This is a genomic window from Cupriavidus necator, assembly GCF_040578825.1.
In the GTDB taxonomy this organism is placed as follows: domain Bacteria; phylum Pseudomonadota; class Gammaproteobacteria; order Burkholderiales; family Burkholderiaceae; genus Cupriavidus; species Cupriavidus necator_E.
The window spans coordinates 1-17764 of sequence record NZ_JBEFLI010000045.1; the positions used below are offsets into that span (position 1 = coordinate 1).

Genomic DNA, 17764 nt, shown 5'->3' on the forward strand with positions numbered 1-17764 from the left:
GGTTGGGGGTTGATTAACCTTGGGGCGGGGTAGGCAATCGTACAATTGGCTGCCGACCCTGCTCGTGTTCCGCCATCAGCATCGCGGCGCTCCCTTTGCGAATCCTGTCTCGCTGAAATCGTCTAGGCCAATCGGCCCGGCTCATTGCTGAGCAGACAGTAGCCGGAGCCGTTCACGCCACGCGAACTGTTTGATCACTTGGCAACTCAGGACTTTCGACTTAACGGAAACCCCGTGGGCTGTCGCAGGTGCCAGAAAACCAGGTAAATGGCGAGAGGCACTGCAGCGATGTAGAAAATTGCAATCGGAATGAATGCAACGCTAGACGCAACGCCGCAAATAGTCCCTGCAACAGGCCAAAGCCAATGACAAGCGCGGTTCTGAATCCAGCGAACGGTCATGACGGCAAGTGATATCCAGGCGAGTAGCGGCAACGTTACCAGCCAATCCGCACGGATGGACCCGGCCACGGTTGAAGTGGCAAGCATAAGCGACACAAGAACGGCAATGGAGGCCCCACCCCAGGATGCAAGGGCGGCGGCCACACGTGTGCCTTTAGCCGGTGAGGATTTCGTTCGGGGCCGCATCTTTTCTCCTTTAGCGATAAGGGCAGTCTGGCCGATTCCCGGCCCCTCAGTTTAGGGCGCAATGCAGTCTATCGCCGCCAGCGCGTTCCCGGAATACTAGCGAGGCCGGTGGCCTGCCGCGCTTCGCACTGTTGTGGCCCGCAGACACCCAACTTCGCGATACTGGCTTGCCCGGCCTGTCGCTTGTAGTTTCGGATCGTTGCCATTGGCGCATTCGGACTGCATCATGTCACCGATCACGCAGTGTGGCGTGCCAGCGTCGATGATGCCCCTTCCCCCGTGCCCTGCCTCGCACGGCCGTTGTCGACCCGTTGCCGTCATTCGTCATGAGCACACCTCAATGGCGGCTTTCCAAGGTATAACGGCCATCGACATCGAATGCGAAGGTAGTTCGGCCACCTCGGTCATTGCATAGCAGGGGGGCGACTGACTCAAAATGGGCCGGAAGAGTCCAATCAAATTGCTGCTGGTCTGGGCAGTCTCGAGCGACGTGCTCCGCGCCGGAGTGATTGCCACCCGCGGCGCAGGCTGTGCAGACGGCGGCAACCAAGCTGGCTCGAATTATCGGAGAGATCGCGCGTGGCCCTCGGCCGGCACATTGGCAGAACCTATTGAGCGAGCGGGGCTTTATTTCAAGCCTCTGCCGCGCCGGAAGGGCCGGAGTATGGGCCGGGCCATTCCCCTCACCGCGAATAGATGGTCTTCCCTCCCACGGTGGTCTCGAGCACCTGGATGTCCTTGATCCGTGCGGGATCCTCCAGCGGGCTGGCGACAGGATGGCAAAATCCGCGAGCCTGCCCTGCTCCATTGAGCCACGGCTGTCCTCCTCGAAGGCCTGCCACGCGGCGTCGATGGTGACCCCGCGCAGTGCCGGGTCAGGACTGATTCGTTCCGCCGCTCCGATCACCTTGAGATCCGGTTGACCGCAGCGGGCACTCACACAATGCCTACGAGCGCAGCCTGATGTTTCCCGATGATGTTGGATAACGACGTCGACCTGATCGCCTGCCAGCTCGATGCCACCTACACGGCGTCTCGCCAGACGGGGGATCGGGCCCTAGTTTTCTGCGCGTCAATCGACTTTTGCACGCCGCTCACTGACCGCCTGCGGGATGTCTACCCATTTGCCAGCGTGCTCGCCAGCCGCGACTGTTTTCGAGATAGTCCAGCCGGTGAAGGGATCGGCCGCACTGCGGAGTTGCGTCCAGCGCGTGCCGCACGTCGCACACTGGTGTTGTCGCGTCTGGCATAGTGCTCCTGTACATACCCTGTATGAGCGCATGTCACCGAGCGCGCGCAGCGCTCCGTGCCCTTGGGCACAGCGCGCGTCGCGCCGCAGGTCTTCGCAACGCTTGCACGGTCGCCCCCCGCGTTCCACTTGCGATGGCAGCGGTAGTACATACTCCGACGGGCCAAGTAAGCCTTCGCCCTCCAGCCTGTCCGTCATCTGAGCGGTAGTGCCAAAACGAATCCGAGTGCGGTACAGCGCTGCCCAGTACAGCGCCCGGTGCGCATCGGTGCCGTGTTGTATGGCCCAGGCTCCGCAGCGTTCTGCGTGATGGTGCATTGGAAGACCGAACTCCGAGGCAGAAGCAAAGCAGATAATTTGCACCCGCGGGGCGTTGGTTTCCATCCATGAATCGAACAACGCACAGAGTTCCCTGTGGTAGTCATCCGCACGGCCAGATGCGCGCGCCAGCGCTATCCGGTGCGCGTCGCGGCTCATGGCGCGGACCTCTTTCCTGAGTTCACTCATCACGGGCAGAAGGCGAGCAGGTGCTTCCTCTCGAGTTGGCGTTGCGCGTGCACGCTGCCGATTGCTCATTTCTTGCTCCCTGCAGGTATCCGCATGGCCAACGCATGAGTGTGCGGTCGTTCGCTACCTTCCACCCGAGTTCACCATTACCATCATTGGTACATGCTTTTGACGGCAACTTGGATTCCCAATTCCCGGCTTACGAATTGTCAATGGATGATGTCCACCGGATCGCCGAGGATGCCATGCGCATTCAGTTCCGCGAGCATGGCGCGCAGGCCGACGACGCGAACCGACGACGTGAACCCGTCGGCTTTTTGCTCGCCGCGCAACAAAGTCTCGATAACGAACGCCCCGATGGTTGCTGTGCCCACGTAGCCTACTGCAACGCCGGGCAGACCGACCGATCGGGCTATTGTCTGCCCCCGACCATGGCAGGTGATCCAAGCGCGATGGGGATCGACCTCCTCCCCTTGCTGCTTCTCGCTGCCAGCCATCTCCATGGCCCACCGCTTCAGTACTGTCTCCTGCTCCTCAAGGGACTTCCCGGCGTAGTTGGCGGCAAAATCCTTGCTGCGGCTGATGATCTGCTCGACCAGCGCGCTATTGCGAAATGTGACCAACGTCGTGCAATTCTGCACATGCTCGTGGCCTTCGTACCATACAGGCTCGCCACCTCCCCCCAAGGGCAAGGCAAGCTGGGTTTCATGGACGCCTGGCACGGCAATGGAGATGCCCGCCACGGGCCATATAGCGCGCCGCTTACCCTTGAGGAAATATTGCGGCGTGCAGCAAGCCTGCATATAGGACAGCACGGAAGTCACGGAAGGCACACCGGCCAATGTGTACGCGATGTCCAGCGAATCAATGCCGGGGGTTTCCAGCACCAGCTCCGTCGCGATCATGCCCAGGTTCCACATGGCGGCTGACGCCGGCAGCAAGCACAATTTTTTGGCGGCGAATTTCTGCGCGTACTCAGCCCTGAGCATGTACATCCAGTCCTGCTCTCCGGAGCAATCCACATAGTGGCAACCGGCGGCAAGGGCGGCATCCACGACGGTCTTGCCGAGCCGCGAGTAGGGGCCGACGAGATTGTATATGACCATTTTGCCGTCCAGCAGCTTGGTTATGGCCATCTCATCATGTTCGACGGCCGCCACCTCGTAGTCAGCGCCGGTCAGTTCAGGCGAGCCCTTTAATTGTTCCTCGATGCGCTGCTGGTCGCGGCCGGCGGCAATGAATGGGATGCCGCGTTGTGCGAGCTTCCAGGTTAGATGTTTGCCGGTGTATCCACTGGCGCCGTAGACGACAACTTTCCGCATAGACATATATCCGCTTCCTCTTGATCCCGTCACCCTTCGTTCGCGTGGGTGAAACGCGCGACAAGCCACCGCTTGCTGCGAGGTGTTTATGCCGTTGCGATGCCGTGCGTGCCGACGCTGACGATCCCATGGATCACGATTCTGGCGCCGTCCTCGACGTAATGAACGCGTCGCTGAAGAAGGCGTCTTCCGGCAACGCATGGTCGCGGGTGAAGGTGGTGCGCGCGGCGTCCACCATCAGCGGGTTACCGCAGGCATAGACCTCCAGCCTGCTCATGTCCGCGAAGTCACGAGCAACCGCTTCATGGACGAAGCCATGGCAGCCGCTCCAGTCGGCATCTGGTTCCGAAAGCACAGGCACAAAGTGCAGACTATCCGCGCCCGCCTGCCATGCTTCCGCTTCTGCGCAAGCGTAGAGATCCTCTAGTTTCCGCCCCCCCCAGTAAAGCGTTGCCCCGCGTTCGCGTAGAGCTTGACCATGGGTCTTCATCAACGAAGCGATCGGTGCGTATCCGGTTCCCGATGCCAGCAGGATCACCGGCTTGTTTGAATCGGACAACAGGAATCCGCCAAAAGGCCCTTCCACGCGCAGCAAATCGCGAGGCTTCAGCGCCTGGTAGACATGCGTCGAGAACCGCCCCTTAGGCAGCGCCCGTACGTGCCACTCCAAATTTCCGCTCCCATCCGGCGCGTTGGCCATAGAGTAGCTGCGTCGGCTGCCGTCGCGCAGCAGCACGTCGCAGTACTGCCCCGCTTTGAAATCGAAGCCGGCATTGGGCGGCACCTGCAGCCGCACCACGGTCACGTCATGGCTGACCCGGTCCGCCGACAGCACGCGGGCGCCGGCCTGCACCACGCGACGGCCGGGGACCGCCGACACTTCCGGCGCCTCGATCACCACGTCGCCCTCCGGCCTGGCCATGCACGTCAGGCAATGCCCTTCCGGCACGCCTTCTGGCTCGAAGCCTTCGGGATAGGACACGGACCCGCTGCGGACCGGCGCGCAGCAGGCATGGCATTCGCCGCGCCGGCAGCTGTGCTTCGGGAAGAAGCCCGCGCCCAGCGCCGTTTCCAGCACGGTCTGGCCAGGCGCGCAGTCGAGCGTGACCCCGGCCGGTGCGAAGGTGATGCGGCGTTCGGCTGGGGCCGTGTCTGCGGCCGCCACGGCGGGACGCTCGAGGGTCTGCTCCTGCGACATGGGATTATCCGGCTGCGTTCTGTTGCGACTTCAGGTCGAGGGCCACGTCGACGATCATGTCTTCCTGGCCGCCGACCATGCGGCGCCGGCCCAGCTCGACCAGGATGTCGACCGTCTTCAGCCCATAGCGCTCCGCGGCCACTTCGGAATGGCGCAGGAAGCTCGAGTACACCCCGGCGTAACCCAGCGCCAGCGTCTCGCGGTCCACGCGCACCGGGCGATCCTGCAGCGGGCGCACCAGGTCGTCGGCGGCGTCCATCAACTTGTACAGGTCGGTGCCGTGGTTCCAGCCCATGCGCTCGGCCGCGGCGATAAAGACTTCCAGCGGTGCGTTGCCGGCCCCGGCTCCCATGCCCGCCAGGCTGGCATCGATGCGGTTGCAGCCCTCTTCCACGGCGACCATGGAGTTGGCCACGCCCAGGCTCAGGTTGTGGTGGGCGTGCATGCCGGTGTGCGTGGCGGGATCGAGCACGTCCTTGAACGCGCGGAAACGGTCGCGCACGCCGTCCATGGTCAGGGCGCCGCCGGAGTCGACCACGTAGATGCAGGTGGCGCCATAGCTTTCCATCAGCTTGGCCTGCTGCGCCAGCACCTGCGGCGTGGTCATGTGGCTCATCATCAGGAAGCCGACCGTGTCCATGCCGAGCTGGCGGGCGTACTCGATATGCTGGCGCGAGATGTCGGCCTCGGTGCAATGCGTGGCGACGCGCACGATGCGGGCGCCGGCGTCATACGCGGCGCGCAGATCGTGGATGGTGCCGATGCCCGGCAGCAGCAGCGTGGCGACCTTGGCGTGGCTAACGGTTTCCGCCACGGCGGCGATCCATTCCAGGTCCGTATGCGCGCCGAAGCCGTAGTTGAACGATGAGCCCTGCAGGCCATCGCCGTGCGCGACCTCGATCGAATCGACGCGGGCTTCGTCCAGTGCTTTCGCAATCGCGCGGACCTGCGGAATGCTGTACTGGTGACGGATTGCGTGCGAGCCGTCGCGCAGCGTCACGTCGGAGATATAGAGCTTGGTTGCCATCTTGGTTTCCTGTCTGGACGGTCAAGCCGCGGCGGCGGCAGCGATCTGGCGCTCGGCCAGTTTTTCGGCGGTGGCAAGCGCGGCGGAGGTCATGATGTCGAGATTGCCCGCGTAGGCCGGCAGGTAGTGCGCGGCGCCTTCCACTTCCAGGAAGACGGAGGTCTTGAGACCCGGCAGCTTGCCGACACCGGGGATATTCAGCGGCCGATCGGCGCCGTAGTGCTCGAATTGCACGCGCTGCTTCAGGCGGTAACCCGGCACATAGCGGTTGACCGCGGCCACCATCGCCTCGACGGCACGCTCGACCTTGTCGGTGTCGGCGGGTTCGGAGAGGGTGTAGACGGTATCGCGCATCAACAGCGGCGGCTCGGCGGGATTGAGCACGATGATGGCTTTGCCCTTGGTGGCGCCACCCACCACTTCGAGCGCGCGTGAGGTCGTTTCGGTGAACTCGTCGATATTGGCGCGCGTGCCCGGGCCGGCAGATTTGCTAGAGATCGACGCCACGATTTCGGCGTAGTGCACCTTGGTTACCGCAGCGATCGCAGCGACCATCGGGATGGTTGCCTGACCGCCACACGTCACCATATTGACGTTATTCGCGTCCAGATGCGCTTCCAGGTTGACCACCGGCACGCAGTACGGGCCGATCGCGGCCGGCGTCAGGTCGATCATGCGGATGCCAGGCTTGGCCTCGCGCAGCAGCTTGTCGTTCTGCACATGCGCGCCGGCCGAGGTGGCATCGAACACGATGTCGATGTCGGCGAACTCCGGCATCGCCTTCAGGCCTGCGGCACCGGTAGCGCACGTGGCCACGCCCATGCGCGCGGCGCGCGCCAGACCATCCGAGGCGGGATCGATACCGACCATGACTCCCATCTCGAGATGGCGCCCATGGCGGAGAATCTTGATCATCAGGTCAGTGCCGATGTTGCCAGAGCCGATGATGGCGGCCTTCAGTTTTCGAGTCATGACTGCTTCCTTGTGTGTTCCTGTCCGGACGGTTCAGATTGGATAGATGACCGACGTGCAGCTGGAATACAGCCGCTCAACGTCATCGGCGCGCAGCGTCAGTACGGCACGCTGGTTGATGTAGCCCTTGTCGGTGATTTCGCCCTGCTCGATCGACGGCGGCGTGGACAGCAGCACTGCGCGCGCCGGGCGCTGCGAGCTGCCGCCGCCCTTGCCAAGGCTGGCCAGCAGCTCGCCGAGCACCTGCCGCACGGACGGGTGCTGCCCCAGCGACTTGCCGCACAGGCGGCCTTCGGCGTCCCCCGCCAGCGCGCGCAACGCCGGCGTTGGGAAAATCATCAGGCCGACCTCTCCCCGGTCATGGCCGGATACCACCGCGTCCTGGGCATAGGGCGTCATCGCCGATACCGCCGCGATGCGCAGCGTGCCGACCGAAACCCAGGTACCCGTGGTGAGCTTGAAGTCCTCAGACACGCGCCCATCGAAAATGACGCCGCCGTTCGGGTCCGATGCGTCGGCGAGCTTGCCGGCGTCGCCCATGCAGTAGAAGCCCTCCTCGTCGAAGGCCTCGCGCGTCTTCTCGTCGTCGCCGACATAGCCGGGGAAGATCGAGGGCCCGCGCACGCGCAGTTCGTACTTGTCCTGGCAGGGGGTGAATTTCAGTTCCACGCCAGGGACCGGCACGCCGATATTGCGCGTCTCGCGGGTCTCGAAGTGGGCACTGGTGACCACCGGCGAGGTCTCGGTCGAGCCCCACTCGGTGGTGAAGAACAGCGGCACGTTCCGCACCCTGGCCGCAACCGCGCGCAGGCGCTCGGCGCATTGCTGTGGCAGTGCGGCGGCGGCGAAGAACAGCATGTCCAGGCGCTCGAACAGCGCCCGGGCCAGCGATTCGTCGGCCTCCAGGTATGGCAGCAGCACGTCGTAGCCGCGCGGGACATTGAAGAACAGCGTGGGCCGGATTTCACGAATGCCCTTGAGGGTGGACTCGATCGCGCCCGGTGCCGGGCGTCCGTTGTCGATATACAGCGTGCCGCCATTGCGCAGCACCAGGTTGAAGTTGTGGTTGGCGCCGAAGGTATGGCTCCAGGGTAGCCAGTCGAGCACCACCGGCTGCGCCTTGTCGATAAAGGGCCAGCACTGCGCGATCATTTGCTGGTTGGCACACAGCATGCGATGGGTGTTAGGCACCAGCTTGGGCACCCCGGTCGAACCGGAGGTCAGCACGATGCGAGCGACGGTATCCCCGCCGACCGCTGCGAAGGCGGCATCGACGGCCGCGCCCGGCTTGGCGTCGAGCAGCTTATCGAAAGACAGAGCATCGCCCTCCGCACCGTGCGTGAAGACCACTGGGCACGCAGGCTGCCACGCCGAGATTGCCGCGCCGTACTGCATGGCATTCTCCGCATAGAGCAGGCCGGGCTGCAGCCGGCCCAGGATCGCGTGCAGCTTTCCGTGATCCTTGGCCGCCACGGTATAGGCCGACGACACCACCGCGATGCGACGGCCGACGTGCATGGCGCCCAGCGACAGCAGGGCCAGGTTGACACTGTTGTCCGACAGCGCCACCACGGGCGCATCCCCCGCGACACCGAGGTCCAGGATGGCCTGGCCGACACGGCGCACCGCGGCCAGGGCATCGCTGTAGCTGACGCGGCGCCAGCCTTCACCCTCCCGCTCCGCCAGGAATGTGCGGCTGCCGTCCTCATGCGCCCAGTACTGCAGCCAGTCGCCGATGCAGCGCACGTAGGGCTGCAGCGCCTGAGTCGAGCGCAGCACGAAGCTGCCGTCCTCGCGCCGCTCGATCGCGATATCCGGGATGGCCAGCGCAACCTGAGTGGCTTCAGCCGGGCAGTCGCTCAGCAGGCCGGAAGCTACGGCATTCATTGGACGATCCTCCAGCCGCCATCCAGGGCCCGGACCAGCACGCTGGCTGGCGTTGTCATAGACGGAGTGCTCGGTCTTGCTGACGCTGATCACGCCATGCGTGGCCGGCAGGATTATCTGTTTCATGTTGTCTCCTGCGTCCCGCTCTACAAGGCGGGAACGTTGATCGCGATGGCTGTTTACTCGGTCTGGCAGTCCACCCGTCCGAGCCCCTCCACTTCCAGCTGCAAACGCTCTCCTGCGCGGATCGGGAACATGGGTCCCAACGCGCCGGAAAGCACGACATCGCCGGCGCGCAGCGGCGCGCCCACCTTGAGCATCATCCTGGCCAGCCACCAGGCCGCATTCAGCGGGTGGCCCAGGCAGGCCGCGCCGCTGCCCTCCGAGCTCAGCTCGCCATTACGCAGGAAGCGCATGCCGCATTCCGGCAGGGTCACGTCGCTCAGGCGCTTCGGGTCCGCGCCCAGCACATAGAGGCCGCAAGAGGCGTTGTCCGCGACGGTATCGACCAGCGTGATGCGCCAGTCCTGGATCGCGCTGTCGACGATCTCGATGGCGGGCAGCGCATATTCGATCGCGCTCAGGAAGCGGCCCCAGGTCAGGTCGCCTTCGAGGTCCTTGCCCATCACGAAGGCCACCTCCCCTTCCGCCTTGGGCTGGATCAGGGTGGAGACGGGCACCGCCATGCCGCTCACGTACTCCATGTCGGTGAAGAGCACGCCGAAGTCAGGCTGGTCGACGCCGAGCTGCTGCTGCACCGCCACCGAGGTCAGGCCGATCTTCTTGCCGCTGATGACGCGGCCCGCCGCCAAGGCGCGCTGCGTGTTGACGTCGGCAACGGCATAGGCGTCGTCAAGACCGGTAATGCCGTACGATTCGGAAATGCGCGGGATCGGCGCGCGGTCTTGCCGCGCCCGGTGCAGCGCGTCGGCTGCCTGCTGGATATGAGGGGCTGTCATCCTTGTCTACCTTGTCGTTTGAATCCGGGACGCCGCGCGTGCTCGCGTCTGTCCGTCCCCGTTGCTGCACTTCCGGAAAAATTCAGGCCGGCGCCCGGCTCTGCACATAGCGGTGCATCAGCGCCGCGGTGGCTGCCTGCTCGGCACGCAGACAGGCGACATAGTCCGTCTCGAGCTCCGCCACCACCTCGGCAACGGAAGCCACCGAGCGCACCGCACCCACGCCATGCCCGGCGGACCAGACGTCCTTCCACGCCTTGGGCGCGGCCACGATATCGCCGGAGAAATCGATCTTGCCTTCCGCCTTGATCTGGTCCGGCGTAAAGCCCGCTGCCGCGAGCGTCGGCTTCAGCCAGTTGGCCGGCACGCCGGAGACCGCGCTGGACAGCGCAAGGTCCTCCATGCGGCTTGCCACGAGCAGGTCACGGTATGGCTGCGGCACCATGCTTTCCGGGGTCGCGATGAGCCGCGTGCCGACCACCACGAAATCGGCGCCGAGCAACTGGGCGGCACGGATATGCGCGCCGCTGGAGATGGCGCCGGCCAGCCCGATCGGGCCGTCCCAGAACTCGCGCACCTCGGCCAGGAATGAGAATGGGTGGTACTGGCCGGTATGGCCGCCGGCACCGCTGGTGACCAGCACCAGGCCATCCACGCCGGCTTCGATAGCCTTGCGCGCCAGCGCCGGCGAGATGACATCGGCCATCACCAGGCCACCGTAGGCATGCACGCGGTCCAGCACCCGGCGCGGGCTACCGAGCGCGGTGGAGACGATGCCGGGGCGGTAGCGCTCGACCAGCGCCATCTCGGCCTCGAAGCGGTCATAGCTGCTGTGCACGATCATGTTGAGCGCCCATGGGACCGTCGGGCACTCCTGCGCATGGTCGGCAATCCGTGCCAATGCCTGGTCAAGCGCTTCGATATTGCGCGCATTGGGGGCGGCAAAGGTGCCGACGATGCCGGCGCTCAGGCTGGCGCAGACCAGATCCGGGCCGGAGACCAGGAACATCGGTGCTGCCATCACCGGCAGGCGGGCGCCGGCGAAAGTGGCGCGCAGCGAAGCGTGCGCGGAAGCGGAACGGGAGATGGGGGCGTTCATCGTTGTGTCAGTGATCAGTCGCGCGGGCGCCGCGCCGGTCGGCCGCGTACCTCCCAGCCCCCATCGCTCTGCAGGATGGCGGCCGTGGTGGCCGGCGAGTTGGTACGGGAAGCCAGCAGCACGTAGTGGCCGGTGTGGTCCTCCGGCTGCGCGATAAAACCGAGCGGTACCGCGTCCGCCACTGCATCGCCGAAGCCCGGAATCTCCGACAGCTTCGAACCTTGCTTGCCGAGCGACTCGGGGCCCTTCAGCGGCGTCACGGTGCCACCCGGGGCCACGCCATTGACGCGTACCTCCGGGGCCAGCTCGTACGCGAGCTGCTTGATCAGCCCGACGCCGGCATGCTTCGAGGCCACGTACGCCGGCCCGCCGCCGCCGGCATAGAAGGCCGCGTTGGACAGCGTGAAGATCATGCTGCCGCGGCTTTCGCGCAGCGCGGGTGCTGCCGCATAGGCGGCCAGCAGGTAGCCGAGGACATTGATGTCGAAGACTTCGCGGAAGATATCGACCACCTGCTGCCCGTCGGCAAACTTGCGCAGCGGCGCGAAGTAGTCCCACACTCCCGCATTGCCGACGAGCGTATCGAGCCTGCCGAATGCCTTAAGCGTGGTCGCCACCGCCTCCGCATTGGCCTCCGGCGAGCGCACGTCGCCAACGGTGACGGCGACGCGGTCGCCAAACTCTTTGCGCAAGCTGTCGGCGCCGCTCGCGCTGCGCACCAGCGCGCCGATCCCCTTCGCACCTTCGCTCAGGAAGCGCCGCACCACCGCCAGCCCGATGCCGGAGTTCGCCCCGGTGACCAGCGCCACATCGTTATCCAGCCAGCCCATGATCAGAGGAAGGTGTTGAGGTTCTTGGACATGAACAGCGACTGCGTGATCACGATCTTGCGACGCGCAATCCGGAAGTCGCCATCCACCAGGCGCAGCAGGTCTTCACGACGGCCCAGCAGCAGGTCGTTGTCGGCCTCGCCGCGGCTGCGGTAGTTCACAAAGACCGAATGCACGATGAATTCGTCATGCGCCGCGCCATGCAGCGCTTCGACGTTGCTAATCACATGCACGTGCCGAGTCGGCGGATCTTCGGCCCACGCCGAGGGCTGTTTGAAACGCGCCACTCGCCGTTCGAGGTCGAGGTGGTTGTCGTCGAAGAAGGCGCCGCGGCCCGGCGCATAGGCGCCCAGCTTGTCCGCGCGGCGGCGGTTCTCGATCGCCGGCATCCAGTAATGGATGTCGTCAGTCAGCAGCGCCAGCCATTGCTCCCAGGCTTCGCTGTCCAGCAGGCGTGCTTCGCGGAACAGGAACTGCTCGATCCTGTGGGCAGTCTCGCGATCCACCGTTTGTTCGCCCTTCACTTCCGGCAGGGATTGCGGCACCGCGCTCATGCGACCTCCTTGGCGCTGTTCTGGTAGGTGAATGCGCTGTCGTCCAGGCTGGACTGATCGCGTGCCGGCACTTCATCCCAGCTGCGCGCGCGCATCAGGTCCAGCCAGCGCTGGTAGAAAGCGCGGTGGTTGGCCTCGTTCACCTGGTTGCGGTAGACATTGCCCGGCAGCCCGCTGTCGTCCAGGCGCGTGCCGCGGCCCAGGCCCATGTACAGATCCTGCTGGCGCGTGACGAAGCCCGTGTTGGTGCGCGTCGAGAACTCGAAGTTCTCGCCGTCATCCATCTCGAACACGCCCGACGGCGAGAAGGTCATCATGGTTCCCTTCAGCCAGCGGTCCTTGATGTCCTGCGGCGCGCTCTTGTTGACGATGGTCCAAGTGTGCAGTTCGATCTTGCCCGGGCCGCGCGGATGCCAGACGCGGAAGGTGTTCTGTCCAGGCAGGAAAGACAGGTTCGGGAACACGCTGACCGAGGAGATCGAACCGATCATCTTGGAGCGGAACTCGCCCAGGCGTTCGGCCACCTTCGGCTGGATGCTGTACAGGTACTTGCGGATTTCCTTGTCGCCCAGCGTCGCGGCATTGCCGACCACATCAAGGTTGAACTCCCAGCCGTGGCCGTTGAAGTTGACGTGGTAGGAGTCCGGGTCCTTGTAGACCTCGGCAACCGGTCCGCCCAGCATTGCGCGCGCGGCCGAGTCGTGGGTCCACAGCGCGTGGTAGATATCGCCGATGAAATTCTCGACCGGGACCTTCCAGTTGCAGTGGATCACCGACTTCACGCAGCCGCCGACAAATTCCGTACCCTGCCCGTCCATGTCAAGGATCACGTCGAGGTAGTATCGGAAGTCGCCCAAGTAAGACTCGAGCGGCGGCGCATCCGGGTCCATATTGCCGAACACCAGGCCCTTGTAGGTCGCCACCTGTGCCACCGGATGCAAGCCATGCTCGGCGCGGTTCATGCCGCTGTCCTCGAACAACTCCTGCCCGGCCATGCCGCGGAGCGCGCCGTCAATGCCGAAGGCCCAGCCGTGGTAGTTGCAGATGAAGGTCCGGGCATTGCCGGCGTCGGTGAAGTTCAGCTTGTTGCCGCGATGCGGGCAGGTGTTGAGGAACGCCTTGACCGATCCGTCCTTCTGGCGCACGACGATCACGTTGTCTTCCGCCATGTAGGTGGTGACGTAGTCGCCGGCCTTGGGGATCTGGGATTCATGCGCCAGGAACAGCCAGCTGCGCGCGAAGATCTTTTCCAGCTCCTGCTCGTAAATGCGGTGGTCCCAGTAAACCCGGCGCGACAGGCGGCCGACGTCAAGGTCGATCAAGCGATCCAGGCCGCTCAGCGGTTCGCTGACCGGGTCCTTCCGCAGGCGTTCGCAATTGCCCGTGCAGTCGTGTGTCATGACTCGCTTTCCTCAGATGGCCGACGTTGCGGCTTCGGACTCCTGCTCGAGGTCGGCGTAGATTTCGTCGCCGTCCTCGATCACCTTGTAGGTGCGCAGGTCCACCGTGCAGGGAAATGCCATGGCCTGGCCGGTGGGGATATGGAACTGCCCGTCATGCAGCGGGCAGGCTATTAGATCGCCGTCAACGATCTCGCCATCGGACAGCGAGGCGGTTGCATGCGTGCAGACATCGCTGGTGGCATAGAAGGTGCCGTCGACGTTGTAAACCGCCAGCGGGCAGCCGCTGGTTTCGACCTTGCACACCTGGCCGGGCTCGAGCGCATCGCGCTTCAGGAGGAATACTTTCTTGCTCATTTCCGCTTTCCGTCTGCGTGCTTCACTGCAGATGCAGCTGCACGAAACCAAGGCCCGTCACCCATTCCGGCACGGCCTCGTAGGCGATTACCTCGCCGCGCGCGCCCCTGAGGGCGCCCATGGCGCAGGCCCAGTTGCGGATCTCCATGCCGCCGTTGCCGCCGTTGGCGAGGATGTATTCATCGCTCAGCGCGGCCAGCGCATCCAGGTCGCCGCGCTCGGCGTAGTCCAGGATCTGGCGGTCGAAATCCGGGTTGACGCGGCCCATCTCGGCGGTGCCGACCCAGTGGCTGATGCCACCGCTGCCGATCACCGCCACGCGTTCGCCGGCATCGAACGATTCCACCGCTTCGCGGATCTGCCGCCCCACTTCGATGGCGCGTGCGATCCGGATATACGGTTCCACACCCGCGGCCAGGTAGACCGGGATCGTGCCGACCTTGCGGCCGGCTTCGCGCATCTGCTGGATCATCAGCTGGTTCGGGATGGCGATGGCGTGGTCGACGGTCAGCGCACGGGCGACCGCCCAGTCAAAGCCGCGTGCGTGGCCATCGGCCGCGATATGCGCGGCCAGCGCTTCGCTGTTGGGGATCGGGCCGCGCTTCAGGCCCGGCATGGCGTCCAGCGGTCCGTCGACGTCGCCGGTACCGATCAGGTAGCTCGGCAGGCAGGTGGTGCCGAACAGCATGTAGTGGTCGGCGCCCACCACGATGACGCTGGTCGGCTCGAGTTCAGCCAGGCGCCGGGCACAGGTGGCAAACGCCCCCCACATACGGTCCTGTACGGCCGGCGCCGGCGCCTGCGGCGCCACGAACATGACCGGGTCATGCGGCACCAGGAAGCCGCCTACGATTTGTCCCATCTCTGCTCACCTATTGCTTCAGGGCAGCGCTGTGGAGCGCCTCGGACGCGCCCACAGGGCGCAGCTTCTTCATGTAGGCGCGCATGTCGCGCTCGGGCGAGAGTTCCTGCCAGTACCCCATGGTCAGCATGGGGTTCACGCCGGCCTGCTGCAGCCCCAGCACGTCAAAGCCGGTCAGCATCGCGCGCTCAGTTTCCGTCAGCGCAAAGCGCTGCAGGAAGGCGTCTGGGTCATCACGGAAACGCTGCTTGGCGGACCGGTCCACGGTCAGCTGGTGCAGCACCCGCTCAAGTACGTTGCGGCTCATGGCGTCAGGCGATGAAGTCGGTGACCAGATTGAGGAAGTCGGCGCGGCGCTCGGTCTGCACCCAGTGGCCGCAGCGGCCGAACAGGTGCAGGTCGGCATTCGGGATGGCGCGCGCCAGCAGCTGGCCGCAGGCCGGTGGCACGACGCGGTCTTCGCGGCCATGCAGCACCAGCGTCGGGGCCTCGATTTTGGCCACCACATGTTCCGGGAAGCCCTTGACCAGGGTCGGGCCCTCGGCGTTCGGCTGCGGGATCAACTTGCGCAGCGCCTCCTGGGCGCCGGGACGGGCGCTGGCTTCATAACGCGACTGCACCATTTCCGGCGTGATGATCGACTGGTCATATGGGAACAGACGCATGGTCTTCTCCATGTTTTCCGGCGAGGGCTCATATTCCCAGGCCGAGCGCAGCCCCGGGGTCTGCTCGAACTCGCCGGCGGGCGTGCCCAACAGCACCAGCTTCTCCACGCGCTTGGGATCGAACACGGCCAGCCCTAGCGACAGCGCTCCGCCGAACGAATTGCCGACGAACGAGGCGCGCTCGATCTCCAGCGCGTCCATGATCCCGACCAGGTGGCTGACCCACAGCTTAATGTCGTACTTGGTGCCGTTCTTGAACTCGGTGAAACCAAAGCCAGCGATGTCCGGCACGATCACGCGGAACGACTGCGCCAGCTCGCTCATCACGCCCTTCCAGTTACTCCAGCCCGAAACGCCGGGCCCCGAGCCGTGCAGCAGGAAGAGCGGCTTGCCGGCGCCCACATCGAAATAGTTGGTCTGGTGCCCGGCAGCCACCAGGGTGGAACCGACCCCGTCAAAATTGCTCATCGCTTTCGTCTCCATACACATACGTATGTGTATGGTAGGAACTGAAGCCAATCGAGTCAAGGCCATATTTCCGCGAAAATCATGGGGTTTACCCGAGACAAAGCGATTTCCGCACCGTACAATAGTGAATTGTGGCTCGGTAGTAAAATTTTGGCCGTTGCCTACGGAGAACATATGACCAAAGCCACACCGGGCGCAGCAGCCTCCGCGCGCCTGACACCGGAAGACTGGATCAAAGCCGCCCGCGACCTGTTGGTGAGCCGCAGCGTGGACGCCGTGCGCGTTGAGGTGCTGTCGAAGGATCTGGCGGTGACGCGCGGCAGTTTTTACTGGCATTTCAAGGATCGGGAAGATCTGTTGCGCCGCATGCTTGAGTCATGGCGCGATGAGGCCACCGAGCAGATCATCTATCGATTTGAGCGGCGCAACCTTCCCCCGCGCGAACTGATCAAGGACCTGCTCTCGCTGCCCTTCCGCGGCGCTTCGGCACAGGAGGCTGCGTCCACCGAACTGGCCATACGCGCCTGGGCACGTCGCGACGAGCGCGCACGCCAGATCCTGGATGAAGTGGATGCCAAGCGGCTATCCTATGTTGCTCAGTGTTTCAGCGCCCTGGGATTCGGTATCTCGGAAGCGCGTGCACGAGCATTCATGCTATACAGCTATGAACTGTCAGAGGCGTTGCTGTCGCATCAGGGAACAGATGAGCAAAAGGCTGAGCGAAAGGCTTTTATGGAAAAGCTTTTGTTAACTCCAGCCTGAATAACTCCGGCTACCCATATTCTCGATATGGAAAGCCAGAGCAGGCCGTTTCTTCAAATGGCCCGCATAAGACACCGACGACACGCTAGAACGTGTATGAGACGCTGAGGAACGTGATGATGGGGCGCAGCCTCACCTTCGTCTGACTGACCACCTCCACGCCCTGTGCTGTACGTCCTTTCAGGGTAACGTTAGTGTCGCTGGGCATGTAGCCAACCAGCGCGCCCACCGACCAATGTTTGCTGATCCGATAGTCGAGTCCCACTTGAACGACCGGACTCCATGAACTCGAGGCTTCGGCAGTTGCCGACCCGCCAGGCCCGAATCTCTGCGTGATAAACGCATCATTGGTGACCCGCGCATTGGTGAACCATGTATAGGAGACACCAACGCCAGCGAATGGGCGAAAACGGCTTTCCGGCTGACCGAAGTGGTAGCGGAGCAACAGCTCAGGTGACCACGTGCGCGCATCTCCCAGCACACCATACCCCCCGAACGTGCCGCGCCCCTCTAGCTGGGTCCTCATTGGAAACCCTCCAAGAAGCGCCACACCAATATGGTCTGTAAAGTAATGCTCGGCGAGAATGCCCACCGTTTCGAGGCTGCGCGCACCGACTGAGGAGCCAGGCACCTCGCTATTCATCGAAACCCCTCCGATGCTGGTCACCTTGACAGGGTCGCTTCCTGTCTGGGGGGCGATGTGAGCCCATCCCACACTCACGACGTTATCCCCTGCGCTCTGCGCGTGCGCACTGCTACCCATTGCTGCAATAAGTACCGCGCTGACCAGGCTCATTGTCCCGGCATATCGCCACCGCTCCATGGTTGTCTCCGTCTCCATTTAGTTATTAAGATTTCGCGTGTCTTCCGCACGCAAAAAAACAGCCTGCGCGAACCCGCCGGGCGACGGATCGTCCAGGAATTTCAAACGCTGGGTATTAGGGGCATTCAATGCGCTCCTGAGGGGGCACATGGGCCCGCTCAGTTTGCAGCGCTTGAACGGGAAGCCCGTCTACCGGGATGCGCCGCGCGTTCGTGAGCGCGTGCTGGGCGTGAAGG

The 17764-nt window shown here is 64.1% G+C and carries 17 protein-coding genes; 1 reads left to right on the forward strand and 16 read right to left on the reverse strand.

Features of this window, described 5'->3' with window-relative positions:
* Positions 1-924: 924 nt before the first annotated feature.
* From AB1I47_RS21140 to AB1I47_RS21210, 15 genes are all read right to left on the reverse strand, one after another.
* Positions 925-1527, reverse strand: coding sequence for an amidohydrolase family protein (locus AB1I47_RS21140; protein WP_354685677.1), 603 nt, complete (start codon positions 1525-1527; stop codon positions 925-927).
* A gap of 1025 nt (positions 1528-2552) precedes the next feature.
* Positions 2553-3665 (reverse strand): DUF5938 domain-containing protein, encoded by a 1113-nt coding sequence (locus AB1I47_RS21145; protein ID WP_354685678.1) that lies wholly within the window; start codon positions 3663-3665, stop codon positions 2553-2555.
* Positions 3666-3798: 133 nt separating this feature from the next.
* On the reverse strand, positions 3799-4863 hold the full coding sequence (locus tag AB1I47_RS21150) for an FAD-binding oxidoreductase (protein ID WP_354685679.1): 1065 nt from the start codon (positions 4861-4863) through the stop codon (positions 3799-3801).
* 4 nt (positions 4864-4867) lie between these two features.
* Positions 4868-5890, reverse strand: coding sequence for a 4-hydroxy-2-oxovalerate aldolase (gene dmpG, locus AB1I47_RS21155; protein WP_354685680.1), 1023 nt, complete (start codon positions 5888-5890; stop codon positions 4868-4870).
* Between the two features lie 21 nt (positions 5891-5911).
* Positions 5912-6862 carry an acetaldehyde dehydrogenase (acetylating) gene (locus AB1I47_RS21160; RefSeq protein ID WP_354685681.1) on the reverse strand — a complete coding sequence of 317 codons (951 nt, stop codon included), beginning with the start codon at positions 6860-6862 and terminating at the stop codon, positions 5912-5914.
* 33 nt (positions 6863-6895) lie between these two features.
* On the reverse strand, positions 6896-8875 hold the full coding sequence (locus AB1I47_RS21165) for a feruloyl-CoA synthase (protein WP_354685682.1): 1980 nt from the start codon (positions 8873-8875) through the stop codon (positions 6896-6898).
* 53 nt (positions 8876-8928) lie between these two features.
* A complete protein-coding gene (locus AB1I47_RS21170) occupies positions 8929-9708 on the reverse strand; it encodes a 2-keto-4-pentenoate hydratase (RefSeq protein ID WP_354685683.1) in 780 nt (259 codons plus the stop codon).
* An 82-nt stretch (positions 9709-9790) separates the two neighbouring features.
* Complete coding sequence (locus tag AB1I47_RS21175) at positions 9791-10807, reverse strand: NAD(P)H-dependent flavin oxidoreductase (RefSeq protein WP_354685684.1); 1017 nt, start codon at positions 10805-10807, stop codon at positions 9791-9793.
* A gap of 14 nt (positions 10808-10821) precedes the next feature.
* On the reverse strand, positions 10822-11637 hold the full coding sequence (gene hcaB / locus AB1I47_RS21180; protein ID WP_354685685.1) for a 3-(cis-5,6-dihydroxycyclohexa-1,3-dien-1-yl)propanoate dehydrogenase: 816 nt from the start codon (positions 11635-11637) through the stop codon (positions 10822-10824).
* Between the two features lie 2 nt (positions 11638-11639).
* Positions 11640-12191, reverse strand: coding sequence for a 3-phenylpropionate/cinnamic acid dioxygenase subunit beta (locus AB1I47_RS21185; RefSeq protein WP_354685686.1), 552 nt, complete (start codon positions 12189-12191; stop codon positions 11640-11642).
* Complete coding sequence (locus AB1I47_RS21190; protein WP_354685687.1) at positions 12188-13591, reverse strand: aromatic ring-hydroxylating dioxygenase subunit alpha; 1404 nt, start codon at positions 13589-13591, stop codon at positions 12188-12190. Before AB1I47_RS21190 ends, AB1I47_RS21185 begins: the two co-directional genes overlap by 4 nt.
* Before the next feature lie 12 nt (positions 13592-13603).
* Positions 13604-13948 (reverse strand): non-heme iron oxygenase ferredoxin subunit, encoded by a 345-nt coding sequence (locus tag AB1I47_RS21195; RefSeq protein ID WP_354685688.1) that lies wholly within the window; start codon positions 13946-13948, stop codon positions 13604-13606.
* 22 nt (positions 13949-13970) lie between these two features.
* On the reverse strand, positions 13971-14810 hold the full coding sequence (locus AB1I47_RS21200; protein WP_354685689.1) for a DODA-type extradiol aromatic ring-opening family dioxygenase: 840 nt from the start codon (positions 14808-14810) through the stop codon (positions 13971-13973).
* 10 nt (positions 14811-14820) lie between these two features.
* Positions 14821-15117, reverse strand: coding sequence for a hypothetical protein (locus AB1I47_RS21205; protein WP_354685690.1), 297 nt, complete (start codon positions 15115-15117; stop codon positions 14821-14823).
* Between the two features lie 4 nt (positions 15118-15121).
* Positions 15122-15943 (reverse strand): alpha/beta fold hydrolase, encoded by an 822-nt coding sequence (locus AB1I47_RS21210; RefSeq protein ID WP_354685691.1) that lies wholly within the window; start codon positions 15941-15943, stop codon positions 15122-15124.
* Positions 15944-16117: 174 nt separating this feature from the next.
* On the opposite strand from AB1I47_RS21210, the gene AB1I47_RS21215 reads away from it, so the two are divergent.
* Positions 16118-16705, forward strand: coding sequence for a TetR/AcrR family transcriptional regulator (locus AB1I47_RS21215; RefSeq protein ID WP_354685692.1), 588 nt, complete (start codon positions 16118-16120; stop codon positions 16703-16705).
* Between the two features lie 85 nt (positions 16706-16790).
* Here AB1I47_RS21215 and AB1I47_RS21220 read toward each other — a convergent pair whose 3' ends face one another.
* Complete coding sequence (locus tag AB1I47_RS21220) at positions 16791-17528, reverse strand: OmpW/AlkL family protein (RefSeq protein ID WP_354685693.1); 738 nt, start codon at positions 17526-17528, stop codon at positions 16791-16793.
* Positions 17529-17764: the final 236 nt, after the last annotated feature.